This window comes from Roseibium sp. (genome assembly GCF_965229775.1).
GTDB lineage: Bacteria > Pseudomonadota > Alphaproteobacteria > Rhizobiales > Stappiaceae > Roseibium.
The window spans coordinates 5,204,048-5,224,933 of the sequence record NZ_OZ245929.1; the positions used below are offsets into that span (position 1 = coordinate 5,204,048).

Below are 20,886 nucleotides of genomic sequence, written 5' to 3' on the forward strand. Positions count from 1 at the left end.
CTCCAATTCAGCGAGTGATGGTTAGACGTTCGCCGCAGCCGAGCCGGCCATGCGGGCGATTTCACGAGCCGCCGTCTGGGAAAGGTCCTCGTAGTAACCGGTGTTCCGGTTAAACATGAACGTGATGTGCTCGATCGGTGCCGGGCCTTCAGCGTCATAGCTCACGTAGAGATGGCCGCTCGCCCAGGTCTCTTTGGTGTTCAAGGTCGGATCCAGCCAGACCCGGCCGCCCAGGGTCGCCCCCAGCGCCTCCCAACGCCGAAGCGCGGCGTTCACGGTTTCAGCGATGTCGAGGAGAACCTGCAGGCCGAACGGCTTGTCGATGAACGGTTCACAGGCTCGCTCGATGGAGGAGATGATCGTGTCGTGAGACCGACGCACCGACATGAACTTCCGAAGAGAGTCGGAAGAGGTCACGCGGTTGCCCCACAGCTTGAACCCGCCCGACGGTGACCGAACTACGCAGGAGACCTCGTTCTTGTTGAGGTACTGCGACTCGGCGGACGGATCATTGATGGAGTGGTCGACAGAACGGGACGTTCCAACGATCCCCTGGATGACGTGGTTCGAAGGCGAAACCCAGAAGCCCTCTTCGTAGTCCACCCGGGCCGTCAGTCCCGCCACCATCGGAGATGCCGGGGTGTTTACAACGCCGCCATCGCGGAAAACCTTGACCATCGGCTCGATGATCATGAGGCGGTCGGTGTCGTAATCCTTCCGGTCATTCACCGCGTCCGTAGACGAGGTCGCCACGCCGTCTTTGAGAACCACAGCCCGGAAGAAAGGCGCCAGCTTCAGAAGCTCGATCGTCGCCGGGTTCGCCACGCTGCCCAACGTTGCCGTCGCAGTCGCATCTTCCGTGGCGCCACCACCGCTGATCGTCACCGTCGGCGCAACCGTGTATCCGTAGCCGGCAGTCTCGAGAACGATCTCGGTCACTGTACCGTCCACAGAGTTGATCACCGCAGTGGCGGTGGCACCCGAACCGTCACCATCGATGGAGACAGTTGGCACGCTGGTATACCCGACGCCCCCCGTATCAACAGCGATGGAGGCGACACCATCTACCGGCCGTGCCGACGTGAACCCCGGAGCAATCAGGATCTTCGGTGTCAACCCAAGGTCGTTCGGTGCGTTCCTGAACGCATGAACGCCAGTTCTCGCCGTCACGTCGCCGATGATGTTCGCCAGTGTGGATTTCGCATCGACACCTTCCGTGACGCGAATGACCACAATCGTCTGGGAGACCCGACCGGCCTGCGAAAAGATGTCGTCGATAGCGTCTGGAAGCGTGCCGGTCTCGCCCAGACCTTGAACCGAACCGTTGATGCCGAAGATGGCAACCGGCTTGTTCAACGGCCAGTCGGCGGCGATAGCATCCGGTGCGGTGCCGATCAGGCCGATAATGCCCGTGTCGACCGTCTCGACAGGGCGCGGCCCGTTGTTCTTTTCGATGGTCTCAAGACCATGAAGATAAATGTCAGTCATCAGTTTCTCCTGAAGGTAGGCACAAAAAAACCGCCATCAGGCGGTGTCAGGGTCGTTTTGTTTGGCGAGCCGTCAGCGCATCAAGGCCATGAAAAGGATGAGCGCCCACCAAAGCAGGCCGATGAGGAGTTCAGAGAGCGTATTGCCCCACGTAGTCCGGTACCGGAGCATGTAGGCTCCGACCCCGAGCAAGCCGAAGGGGGCTGCAGCCGCACAGATCCAAGGCGAAGCGCCCTCAAGATACTGCCAAGCCGCCAACACAGGGGCAACGAATGCCCCCAGCCTCAAAAACATGGCGACATGATCGGAACCGAACGCGATGAACTCGACCACCTTGACGAACAGGTCATCGTTGCGCGGGTCGCCCGCTTGCATTGCGTCCTCATGCCCGAGGTCAAACCAGAGCCCCCAACCAGGCGCCCCCCAGATCAGGAACCCAAGCGCGACGATTGCACCAAGGACCGGGTCCAGAATGCTGGCTGTGAGGCCGCCGATAATCATGGAGACATAGTAAAGCGCGCGGCCCGGAAGCCGGTCCGTCAGGCTGGACATGCCGCCGCCCCTGATCCTGTTTAGGACCATGAGGACAGGGAGTGCTGGGAGCCAGGTCAGAAACTGTTCCATTATAGTTCCACCGCAATGAGCCAAAGCGTATCCACTTGCTCGGGGCTAAGCCCGAGGGCCAAGGAAATGTCTACGACAAGCGGGTGCATCCTGTTGAACTCGGAGGCGTACTCCCAATCAACTTGCGCCGTTTCGCGCTCAGTCGGGTCTTCGATCGCTGCAATCGCAGCCTCTACTTGTGCCAACGTCCGCCCGGACTGAAGCAGGCCAAGACGGAACTGACGCGCAGTGAGAGGCTGCATGTTCGCCCGATTTTCTTCTGGCGTCGGGGGTACCGGAGTCACGTAAACCCACACCCCAGCCTCCCAGACATGGTCTGGCGATGGCCTCAATGGGACCTCTATGGTCCCTTCAGGGTGCTCGGCAAGAGACTGTTCCGATGGCGTCGAGACCGTCTGCCAGTAACCAAAATCGGGATGGAAAAAGCCGTGCTCTGCCATCAATACATCTCCCGCCACATCGCGACTTGGTTGTCTGGGACGCGGTAATACCAACCCGGTGGAATGATCGCGGACACACAGCCGCCCCAGTTGTTGTTGTCGTTGCTCCACCCAACATCGACCCATGACGAGTTGTTGGACGAAACCTGCAGCCGCATACGGTTGTTGCCAGCTGTCGATCCCGATCCAGTCTGCGTTACACAGACCATCATGGATTTGTTGTGGGTGTTGCGGTACGAGGTGTTGTACGAGCGCGAAACAGAGCGCCACGACTGACCCTTACCGATGAACTGATTTTCGATGTCCAGAGCTTCGCCGGTCACCCGGAAGTTAGCGGCGAACAGCCTTGAGTTTCCATTGGTCTTGTAGGCAGCGTCCGATACGAAGTGCCATGCGTTGGCGCTGTCGTCGTGCCAGATGTGGTCGATGTTTGTTCCTGACCGATTTGCGAATGGGCCGTCGGAGTCGTTGGCAATGAACGCGCCGTTGTCAGTGACAATGTCCTTCCCATTCGTTGTGAGGCCGGCGCTAAATGAAACCTGCCCGGTCGCGTTAGTATTCGCGTCCGCCCGAAGGAACTGCTCACTCGTCAGCCCATCAAAAAGACCACTGTCAGACGCCTTGTCGCCAGCTCCGAGCTTGGCTTGCAAGGCTGCTTCCAGGCCGTTTACCTGCGCTATGGTGTGAGAGTGGCTCGTCCCAGCCTTCCCGGCGAGCGCGGTGTCTAAGCTGGTGAACTTACCTTCTACACTTCCCGCGCCGTGCGAGACGTTCGCGGCAGATAGTACCGCTGCTTGCCAAGTGCCAGCCACATTCAACAGCACCATCCCAGATTGACCGGACGAAGCATTGACGTCTTCCAAATCGTTGAGGGAAATGGTGCCGACTGCCTGAATGTCTGTGTTGAGCTGATCGAGTTCGGCCCGGAGGCCATCAATATCGGCGACCTGGTGATTGTGGGCTGATGCCGCTTTGCCAGCGACATCTGTGATTACCTGGCCAAGACTGGCATCGACCAGGATTAGAGCGTCCCTGAGCCTGACAAACTCGGCGTTCGTCAGGTTTTCTTCGTCAGGGATCGGGAGGTTCAGTAGTTCCGAACGCCTATCAGCCATTCTTACCTCTTAGACGCCGAAGGCCCGAAGCTCCGCTATGGACGGCCTGGACCCGGCGCTTCCGTTCAGTACAATCCGCACTCGTCCACCGTTTGGAGCTTCGTGAGGGGTGATCTTGTAGATCGGCTCTTGCCAGCCATCTCCGAGGTCTCGGGTCGTTGTCACCGCGAGCGGCTGCCAGTTGTCATCGGACTTGTCCATATGGACAGTCAGCGAAGATCCGGCAGGCAACCTTTGTGCAAAGACCACCTGAGCCTCGGTCTGCCCATCGATCGGGAAAACCTTGGAGATGTACTGACCTTGATCTCGGATCTTCCCGACAATCAGCGTCGTCCCCGGCCAGACAATCGGGCTCTCCGTCTCCGTCCCCGAGATGACCGCCCTTATGGTGATCTCCTCGTCGAGAATTTCGTTGAACTCGATGGTCTGGCCTTCAGCCAACGGAATGACCTGACCGGTAGCGCGGACAAGTTCATATCGAGAGTTCGTGTTCTGGCTCGGCCGTTCGACTGAACCGCGCAGCACCATGTCGGTGAATTGCGGAAGAGTACCCTTCCAGATCTCTTCGACCTTCGTCAGCGGATCGAACCGTGCCCCAATCATTCGGAACTTGATGTCGTCAAACTGATGCGCGTTCCACGTCAGGCGGTTGGATGAAGAGAACATCACACCGATGGCGTAAGCCGGCTGAGAGATCAGCTGACCGGTCTCCGGATCGACGTCGCCTTGCCGAGCAATCAAGACCGCGTGGTCAGGATCGTCCGTCATGATGACGAAGCAGAACTCCACAGCCGGTTGGAGATAGATCGGGAAGGCGAACCTTGCCTCGATCAAGTCGCCGACCTGCTTACCCGCCATGGAAACGAACACCTCGGCCAACACTTGGTTGGTCGGGTAGCCGTTTAGTGTGGTGCACAGCTGGACGCGAACGCCTTTGTTGTCATCACCAACGGCACCAACCCAGAAGTCGAAGCCCGCAACGTGCCGTCCCTCGGTCAAACTGAACGTCTGAGCCAAAGGATCGACCGCGTCCCGGCCTCTGCCTTCACCAGCGCCACCAGAGTTACGAACCACGTTCGTCACGTTCGTAATGTTCGTGATGTTGTTGATGATAGGTGGAGGCGCCGCACGAGTTACCAGCGTCACGCGCTGCATGACCTCGGTCTCGATTGTGCCTTCACCGACGAACAGAGCTTCCGCGAACGATCCGGCCAGACCATCAGCCCGCACCAAACGCGCCCCTGTCGGAACCAGGGCAGGAATGGTGAAAGTCCCAGAGATTTTCCCATCGAGGTCCGCCACCGGGGCAGGATCCGGAAGGATGTCCACCCCGTCGAAGGTCATTGACTCGAGCGTCTCATTGGCAGCAAAGCCGTCGATTGAAAACTCGATGTCAATTTCTCTGAGGACTTTCGCCTCGGTGACCTCTTCCGACACCTCTTGAGTGAACGTGGTCGTCCCGGGAGGTGTCCCTGGGGCCGCCGTCAATTCGGTGGTGATGCCGTCGATGAAGTTGGTCACGTTCTCCGTCCAGAAGTCTGTCGGGGGCTCGAGAACCAGCTCTGCCGGCATAGTGGTCGCGTTGGCGTACGGGTTGATCTTCATCGGCCTGGACGAGAGAGGCTGTGACAAGATCACCTCCTCAACGTAGTCCAACATCGCGCTGACGCTTGACCGACGAATACCAACCTGGTCAACGGCAAGCTGCAGAACGCCGCGGTTGATGGCAGCGGTCTGTGGCTCCCCCTCGTCCCGGTAGAACGAGCTGACGAAGAGGTCAGTAAAGATCCCTTCTCGCGAAACGGCAGCTCTCGATTGGACATCGCGCTGCTGTTCAGACCGATCGAACTGCCGCACCACCTTTTCCAGCAAGCTGAACAGACGCAGCTGCTGGTCATACGTGTAGTTGCGAGTTCCGTTGTTCGTGACCACCGGAAGATTGATCCAGTCGTTTCGAACTTCTGCCAGCTTGAGGATGCCAGATGGCGGTTTCGCCGGGAGGGCTCCACGTCTCGCCGAAATGCCTTTGACGTAGACCGCTCCGCCGCTCTGCTCCAAACCAATAAGATCGATCCGGGGCAGCTTCGAGGTATATGACAACGTGAGCGTTCTGCCAGGCACGCCACCACCAACTTTAATGGTCGTGGGGGTGACTTCAATCGGCGTAACAGCATCGAAGTACAAGTAGCGCACCGAATAGGTGGAGGCCTGCGCCGGCTCGTCACCAGCGTTGGCCCACGAGATGCTGTCTCCGGACAAGCCGTAAGCACCAGGATCAAATGTCGTTCCACCCTGAGTGACCTCAAGGATTTCAACGATCGACGATTGACCGAGAACGTCGGCCCCACCCGGAACAGCCCCTCGAACCACGCTTTCAGTGATCTCTTTGGTCACGATTGCATTTGTCACTGACGCGATAGGCGCACGATTGACGCTGACGATCGCAGTGCCGTCACCGCTATCCACATAGGTGTGCGGCTCGGCGTCAATCGCTTCCAGGTCCGGCTCTTCCGGAACCGACAGGCGAATGGCGGCCTCACGAATACGCTTCCAACCGCTGATGTTGGCGGTTCCAGCGCTTACCGAAAACACCTGATCTGCACCGAGCTTGCCCAGCGCCACAACCCGACAACCTTCGACGATGTAGTGACCGTTACTGTCGAAGTCGTAGGACGACAGTTGGCGCAGCACGCCGGTGAGCGCGGGAGGGGGATCCTGGTTGAGGATCGTTCCATTGCGCATCAGGTACACTTGGACGAAACGGCCTGTGATGGTGTCTGTAGAAAGACCCCAGGTAAGTTTCTGGATTTCTCGTCCAGCACCAGGCTCGTTGTAAGAGGCGGTCCCCTCATCTATGCCGAGGAGCGTGGCGTCATCCTCGTGGTCGATAAAAGTGCGCTCGAGGAACACACCGATTGCGATATCACCCGACGTCGGAACGTTGGGGATGTCCTTCGCGGGAACTGGCAGCAACAGACCGCCAACGTAGACCGTTCCTTCGGCCAGGCGGATGGTCGCCGTCGTATCGGGATCATCCACTTCAACGACAGCATCGCCACCGCTCTGCCGGTCACCCTCAGCGGCAATCATACCGCCGACGCCCGCAATCTGATGGCGAAGGAGAGTCTGCAGTTCATTGAACTCGGAAGGCTGCAGATACCGCCCCCCGATGAAGACCAGCCCTGCTCTGTCGAGAGCTGTCGGGCCGCGGTCCTTTGCGCCCGGGAAGCCGGAAACATGATCAAACATTATGCTAACTCCAAGAGCATTTGGACCTTGTCGCGGACGGTTTCACCGAACTCGATAGGAAGGGGCGTGGGAGCAATTTCGACACCGCCCGCAACGTCGGTGCGCCATAGGCGTCCTGGCGCTTCGGAGACGGTGCCGTTTGCAACAAGCGCCACTGACGCTGCGACGGAGCCGTTGCCGTCCCCGAAACCAGTGTGCGCGTAGGCGTAGATGTGGGTCGGGCTAACCCGATTGATCGCGTAGCGGGCGCCCTTGATCACGATTGGTCCCGACGCTTTCGCCGCGATCGGCAGCGATCGAGCCAACCGGAAACCGATCGTATCTCCGACTGCGTCGTCGAAGCGCATCCAAACCGGAAACGATAGGAATGCATCAGCTATGGTGGATCTACGCGACTGTTCGGCAGGATCCGCCCACAGGAACTCGTCATCCGCCCAAATCGTGTCGTTCAGAGCCCAATAGTTCGAGGCAACGGGTTCGATCCAAATCCCGAGGGCCGTCAGCTCGCTTTCAGTGAATGCGGCACTAACGTCGTGGGTCCGACCGAAGGACCATTTCACATCCGACCCAGCGATCCGGACGCCGCTGTCATCACCCCAAATGCAATTGCCATGTGTGGTGTAGCCGCCTTCAGCTGCTGGAAAGTCGTGGCCGAAAAAGACCCTGCGCAGCTTCGACCGGACCGGGCTCGAGAGAGTGACGATGCCGTCGATGTTGACGAGGTCACCCTCATTATCCCGCAGCCTCCCGAGATGCAGCTGGAAGTCCGCCCAAGCGAGCCTTCTGGCTGGCGGGTTTATGATCTGTGCCGTGTAGCCAATGAAGCCGAGGCCGTCATGGATCGCTTTGTGTGTGCCGCGGTACCGCTCCCACTGCCGGCCCTGATCAATCAGGTCGTAAAGGTTTGGCAGATACCTGCTTAGCGGCTCGAGGCCGTACTCGTAGATGAGAAACGGCAACAGGCCCGATGGCCGGGTGACAAGTTTGAGCCTTCTGATTTCGGGGATCGATGACGCTACCCGGGCCTCTGGCGCAACAGACTCGTCAATGGCAATTTCAAGAGTCGTTGCGCTCTGAGGTTGGATATGCGTCATCTGCCGCGGCCCCTGATTTCAACCGTTACAGTTCCAATCGCAATCGCTTCGTTGTCCGTCGCCTCCACGTCGTTTGCGGGGAGTACGATGTCTGCGTCTGTCACGCCGGTGAGCAGCGAAGCTTTCACAAGGAACGCTTGGGTGAGATCCAGGCCAAGGAGGTCCTGCCCTACCCATGTGTTGCGGATGTTGAGAGAAACTTTGTCCGCGACCGTCTCGAGTGCTTGGTCCGAGATCCGGATCGAGACCTTCACGTCAACGGTTTTCCGGACGGCCGAGACCACGTTGAAGTTGTCGCTGACAACGCGCACATGATCTTGCTCGAGGGCGCTCTTCACGGTGGTCAACAGACCTGCGGTGGCATCGCCGTTCCCAATGGTCGACAGGACAGCAACGTTGACCGTGGGGTCCCTGCCCTCTCTCCACACTGCGACATCGCGGACGTCCAGGCTGGCCCCCATTGCGACCGCAATGTACCTCTCCCGAGGACCGCCAGCGGAACGCCCAAACGACGCGAGCTGGTACCGTTCTTTCAGGCGTTCGTCGCTCTCGCCATCCATCCGCGTGACATCAAGCCAGGCGACAAGGTGATCGAGGTCGGTACCGTCAGAGAACGCCAACAGGTTGGCTCGGGCCGCCTCGTTTATCCGGCCGCGCAAGAGAAGCTCTCTATACGCGAATGCCTGAAAGAGAGCGTTGAAGGGTTCGCTCTCGAGGCTGTCCGTCGTGAACTCAGGCAATGTTGGATCCTCCGCCCGCCTCGCGTTCCAGTAAGTCAGGAACGAAGCGGTCAGCTCGTTGAAGATTGTTTCAAAGCTGAGTTCCTGCACAACCTTCGGCGCCGGCAGAGAGGCCAGATCAATTATGGATGTTGCGCTCGTCATGTCTTCCCCGCACTAGGCGTCGGAAAGATCGGACGCCATGAATGAAACAGATTTTTCGACCGGGCGGCTGAAGTCGCCCAGGTGACCATTTTCGAAGTAGACGCCGCTGAGATTGAATTGCAGCTCCCCGGGGGTAGCCGCGTTCACGTTCGCTCTAAGGAGAACGAAACCAGGTTCGCCGTACTGGCGGCCTTCTACGATTCGCGGCTCAAGTGCCTGAGCTATCGCGACGTAGATCCGGATGACGTTTTCGGAAGTCTGAGGAATGTCGATCAGTCTCGGCAGTTCGCTTCCGAACTTGCGGCGCTGCACCCTCGACCCAAATTCTGTCGTGAGAATTTTTCGGATGCTTTGTTTGCAGTGGTCCCACCCAAAGAGGAGACCACCGGTGTTTGCGTCGAAACCGACCCGCGCCATCAGTCAGCCTTCGCCTGTGGGGTCGACCGGGCGCGGCGTTTCTTCGGCTGTGCTGTGCGCTCAGTCTTCGGGGGTTCCGAGGAAATGAGGTTTGCCATCTCAAGGTACTTGGCCTGCTTGGCGGTATATTCGCCCACCGGTTCACCAGCGTGACGATACGTGCCGTCGATGACCCCCTCCTGCAATGCATAGTAGGTTTTCAAACTCGCCTCCTTAGACTGGTGTTTCGGTGATATCGCCACCTTTGACGATGCCTCCGTGCCTGTGGGTGTCATCGATCACCGTGCCGTTGTGCTTCACGTAGCCGTCGGAGAAATCGACGTTGCCTTTGATGATGACGTTGCCCTCGATCTCGACGTTCGCCTTGATGCGGTACGTTTCAGTTTCGAGGGAATGACTGTCGGCTCTGGTCTCAAGCTTGGTCCCGCCGATCGTTCGCGAAGACATCTCGCCTTCCTGGTGGGGCTGCGGCGCGTCGTCCGTGTATCCCCCTGGCAGGATGAAGCCCTTTGCAGGGTCCCCGTTGGGGGAGAAAAACATCACCCGCTGCCCAACTGACAGCGGGTCCCAATCGACAATTGAGCCTGCGTATTGAAGCCACGGCACCAGGTCTGTCTCGACGCCGTGCGCATCCACTCGTGCGGTACCGGTCTTTACATCGACCTCAATGACCTTGGCCTCGCGGATCATGTTGTTCATCCGACTGCCCTGGCGTTCGACAACTTGCTCGAGGAATGTCAGCCGATCGACGAGGATCCGGAGCGTCTGTTCCAAGCTCATCCGTTCAGTCCCGAGTAGTTGTAGGTGATCGGTGTGCTCATCGTGACCGGGTTCAGCGGTTTGCCTAACCTGTCGCCAACACCACGGCTCCAACCGAAAGTCCTCATCAGACGTGTCGCTTCGTCCTCGGCAGCACCGAGCCTCATGAACTCGCGGATTTCTGAAACCCGTTCGGCATAGTCACCGCTTTGCTCGAGCCTAGCCAGGAACGTCTCAAGCACTGGTGGGATAATACCCGACTGGTTCTCACGCGGCGCTTTCATCTCAAGCGTGATCTGACGAGCTGCCAACCTGTTCCCGCCTTCCACGGAAGCACCGCGGCGGCTGATGACATTTTCATAGGACGGGCAAAGGAAGTTGAATGCATCCGACGCCTCGTTTCCGTTTGACAGGGCGCGGAAAACCTGGGCCTCGAGGTAGTCGAGCGAAAGTTCAATCTCGCTATCAGTGACCGGACACTCGACGGTGTAGCTTTCCAGCTCGCCCGCCCCGTCCATCTTCGTGGCCATGATGACCAGAAGTTCAATCGTGATATTGAGGAACCTGTCTCGGTGGACGACCTGCCCCTTCGACCAATGGTCCTTGTCGTAATCGGTGTAGATCACGCAGCAAGGGAATACCCGGTCACGTTTCATATCCTCGACAGGCTCGATCTTACTGTCGAAGATGTTGCCACCGGCCAGTGTTGGCCAAGGCTCCGCGTAGAAATTGTTGATCGCAGATACCGCAGCCATGCGAGCGATAGATCGGTACATGCTCATCCCTGCGGTCCCCTATGAACAAGCTCGAGCACGACGCGGGACATGCCATCGCGCTGTGAACTCATCACATCGAACTCTGGCAATTCCGGCCGTTCTGGAAATTTGACGATGTCGCCTTGCTTCGGCTCTTCAACGCCGATCGGGAAATACACCCGGTCAACGGAGAGCTGAGGGTCGCGACCAGTTTGAAGTGCCCGCAGATCGTTGGCCTCTCGATACGATCTGCGGACACCTAGCTGAACGCCGCTCTCGACAGAGATGTAGTCAAGGATGCCCTTGCCTGTGATGGTAGTGCGAGAGGTGTCAACCGTCGGTCTCCCGTTCGGTGAAGACACCATGGGGACCAGCGTGAAAGGAATAGCGTTCACCCGGTCGACACTTCTGCTGACCATCCTGTCCAGCCTGTCGAAGATAGCCATTGGTCAGCCTTACTTGTTGTCGGTTCCCGCCTTCGTCGAGGAGGTCCGAGTCGTTGCCTGCTTCTTCAAAGCAGCCTCGATTTCTTTTTCGGTGAGCTGCCCCTCGGCAATGAGGCCCGCGTCTTTGCGTTCCTTGGCGTCGTCAGCCGACATGCGAATGAACTCGCCCTGGTTCCGGTGCCGACCCTTGATGAAGGTCCGGTGCAATACCGTGTAATCTTTCATGCCACCCTCCTAGAGTGGGCGGCGGCCTAAGCCGCCGTGGGTTGGTGGGGCAGCTTAGAAGCTGTCGTTGAACCGAACGCGACCGGTTCCGGACGGGTTCTCGGCGACGGCGGCGGCGATGCCAACCTTGGTATTGCCGGTGCCGTCGCTGGTCAGCAAACCGCCAGCGGTGACGAAGATCTCATCACCGACTGCCCATGCCTCGGCAACGACCTTTCCGGACTCGTAGACGCCACCGATATTGAGTTCGTACTCCTCGTCTTCGACGGCGGAGGTCGCGGCCACGCCGACGAGCTTGCCTTCAACAACGATGTCGCCGCTCGTAACGCCCGACGCGCCTGCGACCAGCGTCAGGACTTTTCCAGGCTGAATGAAATTGCGCATTGGTTTCTCCAATGAAGTTGAAACAGAAACGCCGGTGACGAGATGCACCGGCGCTTTATTGCTTGTGTCGAGCGATTAGACGCCCGGGTTCTTGTAGCCGAACCGGAAGTCGGTCAGGCCGGCGCCGAAGTCGTGAGCAATCTTGTACTCGATCCCATCGACGTCGAAGCCAATGCGCTCTTCGTAGCGCGGCTGTTCATGACCGGCGAGGTACGCATACTGCAGGCCGCGACCGTTGGTCTGCTGGTTGCCAGCGAACAGGAAGAACGCCTTGGTGTTGATGTCGTCGAGGCGAGGCTCGTAGACCGGCGTCAGTGCGCGGGTGGTGTTGGCAATCGTTGCCGCTGCAGTGTTCGGCGTAAACACCGCACCGGTCTGCCGCTCGGCTTCAATGGACAACGCGGTGCCCGTGTAGAGGAAGTTCGGCGAGAGCTTGATCTGCTCGCCGTCCAGGTTCTTCAACTGACGGAAGGCCAGGACGGCTTTCTCAATGTTGGCCTGGTCAAGAGCGGTGCCAGGAGACGCGAGGTTGCCACGGCTGGCATGGAACAGGGGGTTGCCGTCCTTGAGTTTCGCGTTCTTGATGACGACACCCCAGACGATATCACCTTCAAGCTTGCCGATCTTTCCACCCCAATCCTTGATCAGGCGAGTGAAGGCACCGAGCTGGTCGTTGATGATCATGCGGCGGGTCAGGCCAAGGATCTTGCCGTAGGACTCGATCCTGAAGCCTTCAGAGCTCTCCTTCACGGTGCCCCGCTTGAACTCGCCACTCTCGTTCACTTTTTCCAGATCAGGCGCTTTGCCCATTTCCAGAGCAGTCACTTCACGGAAATCGGTGACGATGTTCCGGTGGGCGATCGCTTCAAAAGTGTTGGCGTACTCGTCATAGCCAGCCATCAAGGTCTGACGGGTGATGTCGCCAAGGATGATCGGGAAGTCGCTCGTCGTGTGAAGAGCGCGCTGAACGATTTCCTGAGCAGAGCCGCGAGTGTCGCCGCCATTCATGCGGATCAGTTCGCGGGCAATGTCCATGGCAGACATACCGCGCCATTCGTTCGCACCTTCCATGAGGTCCGCCACGACATTGTGACGGTGAAGAATGGCGTTCGCGACCTGAGACCGCGTGGTCTCCTGCGAGTCACGCATGCCACGGGTTTCGACAACCGGGAAGCTGCCGGTCCTCTGCTGATGATCGACAAGGTGGTCGAGCAGAGCACTGCGGAACTGTTCCAGGCTCGAGCCATTCTCGAGAGCCGTCCGGACGAAACCTTCGTCTGCGTTCACACCGGCAGTACGAGCCGCATTCAGAATTTCATTCTGACGGGTACGGTCGGCACGAACAGCATCCTGAGCGATACGCTGTGCATCGCCCTCAGACAAAGTGGGAGCCTGGCTGACCTGGCCGGTCTGCCCCTGAGGAGCATCGGAACGGGTCTGGGTACCTGCTGCAGCGGTACGGGCCGCTTCCTGCTCGGCAGCTGCCTGAGCAGCGGCTTCCGCGTCAGACGCAGCACGGTCTTCGGCGTCATAGGCGGCGAGAAGACGTGCACGCAGGGCGTCGTCGCTCTCGTCAGCGTTACGGGCGATGCCCGCACCAATGGCAAGAGCGTCCAGCTGATCGCCCTTATACTTCTTCGCAGCTTCGCGCTTGTTCATGGGGTTCTCCAAAGTAGTTGCCGGATCATTTTCGGCAGTTGATTGGCGCTGTGTCGTCACAGCACACACAAAGGTTTCCTCGTCCTTGGAAGAACGAGAGTGAGCGCCCGCATCCGCAGGTACCAAGACGACCGAAAGCTCCATAGGTTCCCAATCGATCGCCCGAAAAACGGGCAGGCTACCTTCAGAGCTTTCAGTCTTTTCGTAGGAGTGGATCCGATAGCCGACGGAGATCTGAATAGAATGACCGTCGAGGAGATCCCGAAAGATGGCTTCACCCGCTTCATTGCGAGAGAACTTCACCACTGCGTAGGCAACACCGCCTTCAATCCGGACAGTTCCGGGGACGACCGTGCCAAGGCGCGACTTCATCGACCAGACGTCATGAGAGTCGAGCAGTGACATGCCGGCCGCAAACCGGTCCAAACGGATTGCCGAGGGCTCCATGGAAAGTTCTTCCATGTAATAGCCCTCGTCCCACGAGTAGCGCTTCACAGCGGCACCGGTGGACCAGATCACTTCGACAGTCCGATCACTTTCGTTCACGGTGTCGGAGCGAATTTCAACGGTGCCGAAAAGCTTCGGCACCCTCATCTTTTCTGCCGCGACTGCGTCAGGCATTATCGTTGTCTCCTGGCGGGTTTTGGGTCTGGTGAGCCTGACCAACCGACGAGACCTTTCGCGGATCGCTATCGAAGATCATGCCGCTCTTGGTTTGGTCGACTTTCGAGAACCATTCATCGATCTCCGAAAGGACAGTCGATGGGTTCCGGCCGGTCTTGGCGATGATTTCCTGAGGCGAGCGCTTGCCCATGCGGATGTCAGCGAGGTCCGCCTTCGCTTCGTCCAACCTGTCGATGCTCTCGAACTCAGGTGCTTGCCATTCAACGCCAACCTTGACGTTCATGGGGATACGGCCAGCGACCTTGGCAGCTTCAACGAACCAGTCCCACTGCCGCTGAAGTGATTGGAAGATCAGGATTTGCCACTGCACGGTCTCAACGAACCGCTTGTAGTCCTGAAGGCCCAGCTTGCCGGAAGCGAAATTGGCCTGGCTGAAGTCACCGGTCATAAGCTCGTACGGCAGACGGCCACCGGCAGCGATCGTCCGGTACCGGGTGCGGAGATACGCCTCAATGCCGGCTGATGCTGCCGGGGTGTTGAAGCGGATGTCCTTGCCGCCATAGGCGACAGCGAACATGCCAGGCTCCATTCGTTCGAGTGCGTTTCCGTACACGTCCCTGAGCGGTGGCTCGTGACCGTCCCTGTCTTCTTCGAGCCCTACGTTCGGATCGTCTTCCTCATCACCAGGAATGACGACGCCAACGAGGCAGGCCTCGGTTTTCTTTCGGATATTTTCCGACACTTCGTAATCGCGAACGTCACGGAGTTCGGTCAAGACCGGAGCAAGCCAAGGAGCGCCACGGGACTGGTTGGTCAGGGGTTCAAAGAGATGGACCACTTCATTCGCCGGAACGAACGACGATGTCAGGCCGCTCTTCAGTCTAAGCAACGTTGAAAGCGGGTTCTGATTGAACAGCCAGTACCCACGGCGACGACCAATTTTGTCGTACTCGACGCCGTTGACGATGATGTTTTTGCCCGCCTCGCCGTTCTTGTTCCAATCGCAAAACTCGGAGTCGAGGATTTCAAGCTGAAGAGGAACCGGCAGTTGGTCACTGGCTCTGCGCCAGCGACGGCGAACGAAAGCTTCACCGTCCATCACCATCATCCGAGCGGACAGAAGCGACAGGCCGTAGAAGTCGTATCGGCCTTGCACTTCACAGACCTTCGACCATTCGTCAAACAGTTCGTTGATCGACTCGTTCAACTTGTCGTCGCCAGTCTTGGCCCGAGGGACAATGCCGGGGCCTACAAAGTAGCTGGCATGGGTGTTGATGATCTTTCGGGCCAAGGGGTTGTTGCGATCGAGATCCCGAGACCGCGACCGAAGCACGGGACCCGACCTCGCAATCTCAGCGTCTGAGGTCGAGTTCCCGGTGTACCAGTGAGCACCATGCCGCCCCTGTGCCGCACCTTCGTAGCCGCGTTTTTTGGGCTGCTCGAACTCGCTAGGGCTCTGTCCGGAGCCCGATGTGAAAAGGCGCTTCAGTAGAGCACCAACTTTGCTCGCCATCAGCGCCCCCTTGAGAAGGTTGTGAGGATGACGTGCTTGCGCTTCGGTTTCCCACCAAGCTCGCCTTCGATGTCCTTCACGATTTTCCGCATCTCTTCCAGGCTGCGGTAGGTGACCTCCCTTTCACGGAACCGGATCTTCAGCGCACCCGAGAAGATTGCTTCCTTCAGTTCTTTGAGAAGGGCTCGCTTCTCTTCAACAGTGAGCCCGTCGTCGATGGTGGACATCACCAGATACTCCCTGATCCCGACCAATGACCGCCCGGTCGCCTGGCCTTGGGCCGCTGCGTCGGAGGATCTGGTTCTGGTTTTTGTGGACTTGGTGGCGCGCTCGACGTCGCCTGACGCCGCTTCGGGGGACCGTCGCGGAGTTTGGAGAGGTTGAGCATCGCCGCTGCGGCGGCCTGCATGGCTTCGACGTCGAGGAAGTGGTTGTCCTTGTGAACACGCACCCATTTCGTCTTGCCGCCCGGTGCCCGGATGCGACTTTCAGAAACGATCTGCCGGCAGTAATCTTCGCCGACATCGCTTGGCAGGAACCAAGCACCGCTTGCTTCCCGATCCCAACGAACCTTCTGCAGTACCCATGACTTGAAATAGTCCGTGTCGAGACGAACCAGTTCCAAACCGCGTTTGATGACCTTGCCATCGATGTTGATGTCGATGTTGCTGGTCATGATCGGCTTCCTCATCACGGACGAGGAACCCTTTGTTGCGCGGGCGATGTTTTTGAAGCGCCGTGCGAAGGCATAGACCCGGTGCTCGGGCACGAGGTCCTTCTTGCCGGGACGAAAACCGGAGTCGATAAGGCCGAGACGGATTGGAATGCCGTCGTAAGTGTCAGTCAGGATCTCGCCAAGCGTATCCCAGACCTCCATGTCTTCGGTCGGACCGAAGATTTCTTCTGCCTCAACGAGCCAAGAGGTTGCCCCTGCCCCCCAGCCTCGAATGCTGTAGATGAGCCGGTCCCTCTGAACGTCACACGCCAGCGTCAGAACCCTGGCGCCGTCCGGTACTTCGCCCATGCTGTAGGTCTTGAGCGCGCACTTCTGGACTTCTGTCCATTCGGGCGCCTCGCCGCCTGCCGGTGACCACAGCTCTCCAAAGCCCTGGTTCTTCACCGATTGAACGGCACCTGGATCACCTGATCGAACGGCCTCGACGTACCTTGCGGCTCGATCACCCCAAGACACGAACGGAGAAGCCAGACCTGAGACCCAATAGGACAGCGTCCAGCTTTCAGGCGGCAATCCGCCAACGACGCCATCGGTTCCAACATGCTGGCCGGGAGCAACGTAGACGCCACGCTCGTTCATCCAAGCTTTCGTCGCACCGTCCTCGCCTTCCTCTATGACGCCCCCGCATCGAGGACAGACAAGGTGGGCGGTCCGCTTCGCAAGCGCGGCGGTCGACGGTAGCTCCCGGCCAGTGCTCGACACGGGTTTGTCCCATGCCAAACAGGTGAAGCGGGGAATGAAGTATTCCTCGCAGTGCGGGCACGGCCATGCCCAATGGAACCTCGTGCCTGACAGCCAAAGCCGCCAGACGGTTGACTTGATCTCTTCTGGATCTGCGTCGGCCCAGAATTCAAGCCCCGACTCTTCGTCGATCTCCACTTCGGTTGCCCCTTCGCTCGGCGTCGATGTCACGGCGTGGACGAAGTCCGCATAGGTATCGCCGCGGGCATCGATCAGACCGACCGGGTTGCCCTGGCCACGAAGGTTCGAAACCATCTCGTCGACCTCGTCAGTCAGTGCGAGGCCGAACGGATCCGATTTCATCGCCGTGGAGGATCCTCCATGGGCAAGTCGAACCGGAACGCCATTGATGAATTTTCGGGTCTTCGTCATCTTGCTGTCGGGGGCCAGCCGGTCACGAAGGCAGGTTGAGGTCATCAGGTCCTCGAGCCGGGGCTCGAACTGTTCCTGAAGAAACTGCTTGCTCGGACCCACATAGATGATTGGCACCGGAGACGTGTCCAAGCGCTCACCCATCAGATCCATGAAGCTTTCAGTCTTGCCGCTCTGCGCGGAGACCACCATCACGACGCGCTTGTGTGTACGGCCATGGACCGCAAGAACGAAGGGCGTCATGTAGGGGGTTAGGTGGGGGTTTCTCGGACCAGGCCGTCCGGAACTTGCAGGATAGGTTCGGTTGCTCCGAGCCCATTCAATTGGCGTCGTCCTCGGCCTCGGCTTCAGAAGCTTTGCCGCTCGACGCAAAAGCAGATGCCGTTTCTTCGAAACGATCGAAGAGGCGCTGCTTGCCCTCGTCAATGATTGCATCTATCCGCTGCCTCTCTCGAACAACTCCTGTGATCTCGGCCGGCAGCCCGGACAGATAGGATGCGAACTGACCGGTGATCTCCTCGATCACAGCCAGCGCCTCATCCATTGAGATCAATTCGCGGTCCTTCTTCGCCATGTTGAGCTTGATTTCACGGGCCTTCAGATCGCGAAGGTCATCCAAACTGGACGAAGCGGCTTGGCGGGTAGCGCCGTCTTTGATGTGCTCGATGTAAGCCTGAGTGACATCCATCGGGTCATAGGCACCGGTGCCCACTTTCGGCAGAACTCCGTCCTTAACCAGCTTGTGGAACCAGACAGATTTCAAGCCCAGGAACGTATGCATTCCTTTGGCCGTGAGGATCACCGGTCCGATGGAGTTTTGCCGGATCGCCTTCGGGGGCGGCTTCTTCATTCAGTACCTCATGATTTTTTCCAGGCGTTTGGTCACCTGGATCTCAAGCTCACGGGGGGCGTAAGTCTGAAATGTCTGAAGGGAGTCGCCCTGAGGGATTTCATCTCTCAGTGCTGGACCGTAGAGCGAACGGATCTTGCCGTACCGCTTGCCGGTGCTCATGAAGCGCCCGCTGCCGTCACGTGGCTGACCAACTTTCCGACCGAACGTCCACAATGCCCGAGGCGCAGTGCTGCTCGTTCCAGCGCTCGCTGGACGAAAGGCCTTGAACTTGCCGTTGGTCTCGAACGACCGCTTGAAGACGCGGGGAACATTCCAGACGCCAGATCTGACCGTGCCAGTTTCAAGCGCTGATCGGCTGGCGTTCATCCGTTTGAAGGCATCTCCACCAGACTTGACCGATCGAAGCCCCTTGTACTCCTCGATTGGAGCACCGCGACGAACCGAGAAGATCTCGTAAGAAAGGCTCGCTTCGCGGGGGACGCCTCTAGTGTGAGCAACGACGCTCTTCTGATACCGGCCACTTTTCAGGCCCATCTGCAGATAGACAGCTTTCTGGACCCGGGTCTTGGTCTTTCGCCCGGTGTCGATGACGCCGCGATGCAGCTCCTTGCGGAACTTCGGCGACACCATCACGCGGATGGATCGGCCGACACTGATCATCACTTCGTGGTTCTCAACCCGTGTCGATACCGACATCTCACACTCCTAGGCGCCAGTCGCGGATCGGGTAAACCCACGCCGTAACGGCCGCTTCTTGCCTCTTTGGATCACCAGGTGACTGTCTTCAGGTTCGACCAGCTCCTCGGCAACCGGCTCTTCAGGCTTAGGCTCTTCGGCCGCTTCTGGAACCGGCTTCGACTTTTCGGCCTTACGTGCCGTGGCAAGAGGACCGGTCAACGCGAAGATCGACTGGTTCAGCGCGACGAAGCCTCGATCGAATGCAGCAGCGGCGGTGCGCAAGTGCTCGGGGCTTGTTCCGGGGTACCGAAGGACGACGTTCGTCAATTCTCTCAGGCCAGCTTCAACGGCTTGAGATTTACTTGCGAGAACGCCGATGTCATCGATCAGCTTTTCGCTGTCGGGACGCGCCGTCTGCGGTGAAGTGTTTTGCTGGTTTTCAGATGCCATTTCTTCCTCTCTGGCATAGGGGGGCGTGACGGGTTTGGAGCCTTAGTCAGGATCTCCTTCGAGGTGAACGCGGCCAGGCTTGAACACGGAGCGGTTCACGGCCATGAAGCCCTTCTCAAGCTCGGTTCGACCGATGGACAACCAGCGAGGATCGACAGTCGGATCATTGGCCAGACCATCGAGAAGCCGCAGAACCTCTTCCTCTTTGACTTTCATCTGATTGACCTTGGCCACCTTCTCGTCTGACTGGCTGCGGTACCCAGCGACCGGCAATCCCAAATGCTCTGTCATGGAACAGCTTCCTCTTCTGCTCGAAATTAGCCTGTCGTTTTGGAATGATTTTCCATTCCGACTGGCGGGTTCACCGGCTCATTCTGGCCGGAATTTAGAAACTGGTTTCAGTTCGGCTTCACATGAGAAATTAATTTCTCAAAACCGCTCAAATAATGCGCTGCCACGGCACCCGCGGCCTGGGGGGTGGGCCGGAAGGACCCAAAGGTCCGGGTGACCAATACAGGGAGGGGCGCCAGCACCGCACCAGATGACCAAAGACAATGCCATGGATAGCGCAAGACGATCACAAGCAATTCGCCAGTAATTCAAATCAGAATACTGTTTTTGCTTTCATCTTTTGTTTTGGATCTAGTTAAGCTGCGCCATGGGTGCCGCCGTCATGGGCAGGCGGGCGCATTGCCGGGGATGACCGGGCAAGAGGCAGGGGCAGGCATGACCACGGCACGGCGGCAGGCTTGCAGCGAAGGCCAGCAAGGCGGCAGGCATGACGGCGGGGACGGATGACAGGGGCAACGGGTGCTTTCCCTTCCTGCCCCTTCCCTGCCCCGCCTCCGGCGCTGGCGTCCCTTCCCTCGCTCCTGCCTTTTCCGTCTTGCCCCCTGCCGGGGATTGAACCGGGTGCGGTCCCTGCCCTGTTCGGTGCGGTCCTTCCCCGGCTGGTCTGCCGGTGCCGTTCGGCTGGCGCGCTTCCATGCCTGCCGGTGCGGGCTGGTGCGCGGCTCTAACCGGTGCGGGATATATGGGGCGGGGTTACCTGGACGAATTGCGCCACGATTGCGCGGCAGTGACCGGGCAAGAAAAAACCCGGCTCTTTCGAAACCGGGCAGGCTGCACTTTCGAGGGGAGGTCAGGCGCTGAACGCAAATCGCCCTTATGGGAACTATGCATGACTCGGCCTTATCAGGAAGGCAAGAGGCGGCACGGCAGGCAATCCAATACGCAGGCAATCAATACACAACGTGTTTTATCGATAAAAAATAGTATCGACCACCGCTTAACGTATTGTTTTTGCACATTCTTTTCTGACAAATCAGTCTCGAAAAACTTAAAAAAATCGACAACTCGGCAGAAAATAAATCCAATAAA

22 protein-coding genes are annotated in these 20,886 nt (G+C 58.6%); all 22 read right to left on the reverse strand.

Annotation, left to right across the window (positions count from 1 at the left end; translation table 11 throughout):
- Nucleotides 1-21: 21 nt before the first annotated feature.
- Nucleotides 22-1,488 (reverse strand): phage tail sheath subtilisin-like domain-containing protein, encoded by a 1,467-nt coding sequence (locus tag ACO07N_RS23485; protein WP_421983339.1) that lies wholly within the window; start codon nucleotides 1,486-1,488, stop codon nucleotides 22-24.
- A 72-nt stretch (nucleotides 1,489-1,560) separates the two neighbouring features.
- On the reverse strand, nucleotides 1,561-2,112 hold the full coding sequence (locus ACO07N_RS23490) for a hypothetical protein (RefSeq protein ID WP_421983340.1): 552 nt from the start codon (nucleotides 2,110-2,112) through the stop codon (nucleotides 1,561-1,563).
- Nucleotides 2,112-2,552 carry a hypothetical protein gene (locus ACO07N_RS23495; RefSeq protein WP_421983341.1) on the reverse strand — a complete coding sequence of 147 codons (441 nt, stop codon included), beginning with the start codon at nucleotides 2,550-2,552 and terminating at the stop codon, nucleotides 2,112-2,114. Before ACO07N_RS23495 ends, ACO07N_RS23490 begins: the two co-directional genes overlap by 1 nt.
- Nucleotides 2,552-3,667 (reverse strand): hypothetical protein, encoded by a 1,116-nt coding sequence (locus ACO07N_RS23500; protein WP_421983342.1) that lies wholly within the window; start codon nucleotides 3,665-3,667, stop codon nucleotides 2,552-2,554. The genes ACO07N_RS23495 and ACO07N_RS23500 overlap by 1 nt, the downstream gene beginning before the upstream one ends.
- Before the next feature lie 9 nt (nucleotides 3,668-3,676).
- Nucleotides 3,677-6,916: a DUF4815 domain-containing protein gene (locus ACO07N_RS23505; RefSeq protein WP_421983343.1), complete on the reverse strand. Its 3,240-nt coding sequence runs from the start codon at nucleotides 6,914-6,916 to the stop codon at nucleotides 3,677-3,679.
- A complete protein-coding gene (locus ACO07N_RS23510) occupies nucleotides 6,916-8,010 on the reverse strand; it encodes a phage tail protein (protein ID WP_421983344.1) in 1,095 nt (364 codons plus the stop codon). Before ACO07N_RS23510 ends, ACO07N_RS23505 begins: the two co-directional genes overlap by 1 nt.
- Nucleotides 8,007-8,894: a baseplate J/gp47 family protein gene (locus tag ACO07N_RS23515; RefSeq protein WP_421983345.1), complete on the reverse strand. Its 888-nt coding sequence runs from the start codon at nucleotides 8,892-8,894 to the stop codon at nucleotides 8,007-8,009. The genes ACO07N_RS23510 and ACO07N_RS23515 overlap by 4 nt, the downstream gene beginning before the upstream one ends.
- A gap of 12 nt (nucleotides 8,895-8,906) precedes the next feature.
- Nucleotides 8,907-9,311 (reverse strand): GPW/gp25 family protein, encoded by a 405-nt coding sequence (locus ACO07N_RS23520; RefSeq protein WP_421983346.1) that lies wholly within the window; start codon nucleotides 9,309-9,311, stop codon nucleotides 8,907-8,909.
- Entirely contained in the window at nucleotides 9,311-9,514 is a 204-nt protein-coding gene (locus tag ACO07N_RS23525) for a hypothetical protein (protein ID WP_421983347.1), read from the reverse strand. Before ACO07N_RS23525 ends, ACO07N_RS23520 begins: the two co-directional genes overlap by 1 nt.
- 10 nt (nucleotides 9,515-9,524) lie before the next feature.
- Nucleotides 9,525-10,091, reverse strand: a complete 567-nt coding sequence (locus ACO07N_RS23530) for a hypothetical protein (RefSeq protein ID WP_421983348.1) — start codon at nucleotides 10,089-10,091, stop codon at nucleotides 9,525-9,527.
- Entirely contained in the window at nucleotides 10,088-10,825 is a 738-nt protein-coding gene (locus tag ACO07N_RS23535; protein WP_421983349.1) for a hypothetical protein, read from the reverse strand. The genes ACO07N_RS23530 and ACO07N_RS23535 overlap by 4 nt, the downstream gene beginning before the upstream one ends.
- 23 nt (nucleotides 10,826-10,848) lie before the next feature.
- The gene (locus ACO07N_RS23540) at nucleotides 10,849-11,271 is read right to left on the reverse strand and encodes a hypothetical protein (protein WP_421983350.1); all 423 of its coding nucleotides are present in this window, start codon (nucleotides 11,269-11,271) and stop codon (nucleotides 10,849-10,851) included.
- Between the two features lie 9 nt (nucleotides 11,272-11,280).
- Entirely contained in the window at nucleotides 11,281-11,496 is a 216-nt protein-coding gene (locus tag ACO07N_RS23545) for a hypothetical protein (RefSeq protein WP_421983351.1), read from the reverse strand.
- 54 nt (nucleotides 11,497-11,550) lie between these two features.
- Entirely contained in the window at nucleotides 11,551-11,880 is a 330-nt protein-coding gene (locus ACO07N_RS23550) for a DUF2190 family protein (RefSeq protein ID WP_421983352.1), read from the reverse strand.
- 75 nt (nucleotides 11,881-11,955) lie between these two features.
- Nucleotides 11,956-14,160 carry a prohead protease/major capsid protein fusion protein gene (locus ACO07N_RS23555; protein ID WP_421983353.1) on the reverse strand — a complete coding sequence of 735 codons (2,205 nt, stop codon included), beginning with the start codon at nucleotides 14,158-14,160 and terminating at the stop codon, nucleotides 11,956-11,958.
- Nucleotides 14,153-15,676 carry a phage portal protein gene (locus tag ACO07N_RS23560; protein ID WP_421983354.1) on the reverse strand — a complete coding sequence of 508 codons (1,524 nt, stop codon included), beginning with the start codon at nucleotides 15,674-15,676 and terminating at the stop codon, nucleotides 14,153-14,155. Before ACO07N_RS23560 ends, ACO07N_RS23555 begins: the two co-directional genes overlap by 8 nt.
- Nucleotides 15,676-15,903: a phage head-tail joining protein gene (locus ACO07N_RS23565; RefSeq protein ID WP_421983355.1), complete on the reverse strand. Its 228-nt coding sequence runs from the start codon at nucleotides 15,901-15,903 to the stop codon at nucleotides 15,676-15,678. Before ACO07N_RS23565 ends, ACO07N_RS23560 begins: the two co-directional genes overlap by 1 nt.
- Entirely contained in the window at nucleotides 15,903-17,960 is a 2,058-nt protein-coding gene (locus ACO07N_RS23570; RefSeq protein ID WP_421983356.1) for a terminase gpA endonuclease subunit, read from the reverse strand. Before ACO07N_RS23570 ends, ACO07N_RS23565 begins: the two co-directional genes overlap by 1 nt.
- Nucleotides 17,845-18,375, reverse strand: a complete 531-nt coding sequence (locus tag ACO07N_RS23575; protein ID WP_421983357.1) for a hypothetical protein — start codon at nucleotides 18,373-18,375, stop codon at nucleotides 17,845-17,847. The genes ACO07N_RS23570 and ACO07N_RS23575 overlap by 116 nt, the downstream gene beginning before the upstream one ends.
- Nucleotides 18,376-19,074, reverse strand: a complete 699-nt coding sequence (locus ACO07N_RS23580) for a hypothetical protein (RefSeq protein WP_421983358.1) — start codon at nucleotides 19,072-19,074, stop codon at nucleotides 18,376-18,378.
- A gap of 9 nt (nucleotides 19,075-19,083) precedes the next feature.
- Nucleotides 19,084-19,506, reverse strand: a complete 423-nt coding sequence (locus ACO07N_RS23585; RefSeq protein WP_421983359.1) for a hypothetical protein — start codon at nucleotides 19,504-19,506, stop codon at nucleotides 19,084-19,086.
- A gap of 42 nt (nucleotides 19,507-19,548) precedes the next feature.
- Nucleotides 19,549-19,797 (reverse strand): DUF7681 family protein, encoded by a 249-nt coding sequence (locus tag ACO07N_RS23590; RefSeq protein WP_421983360.1) that lies wholly within the window; start codon nucleotides 19,795-19,797, stop codon nucleotides 19,549-19,551.
- Nucleotides 19,798-20,886 lie beyond the last annotated feature (1,089 nt).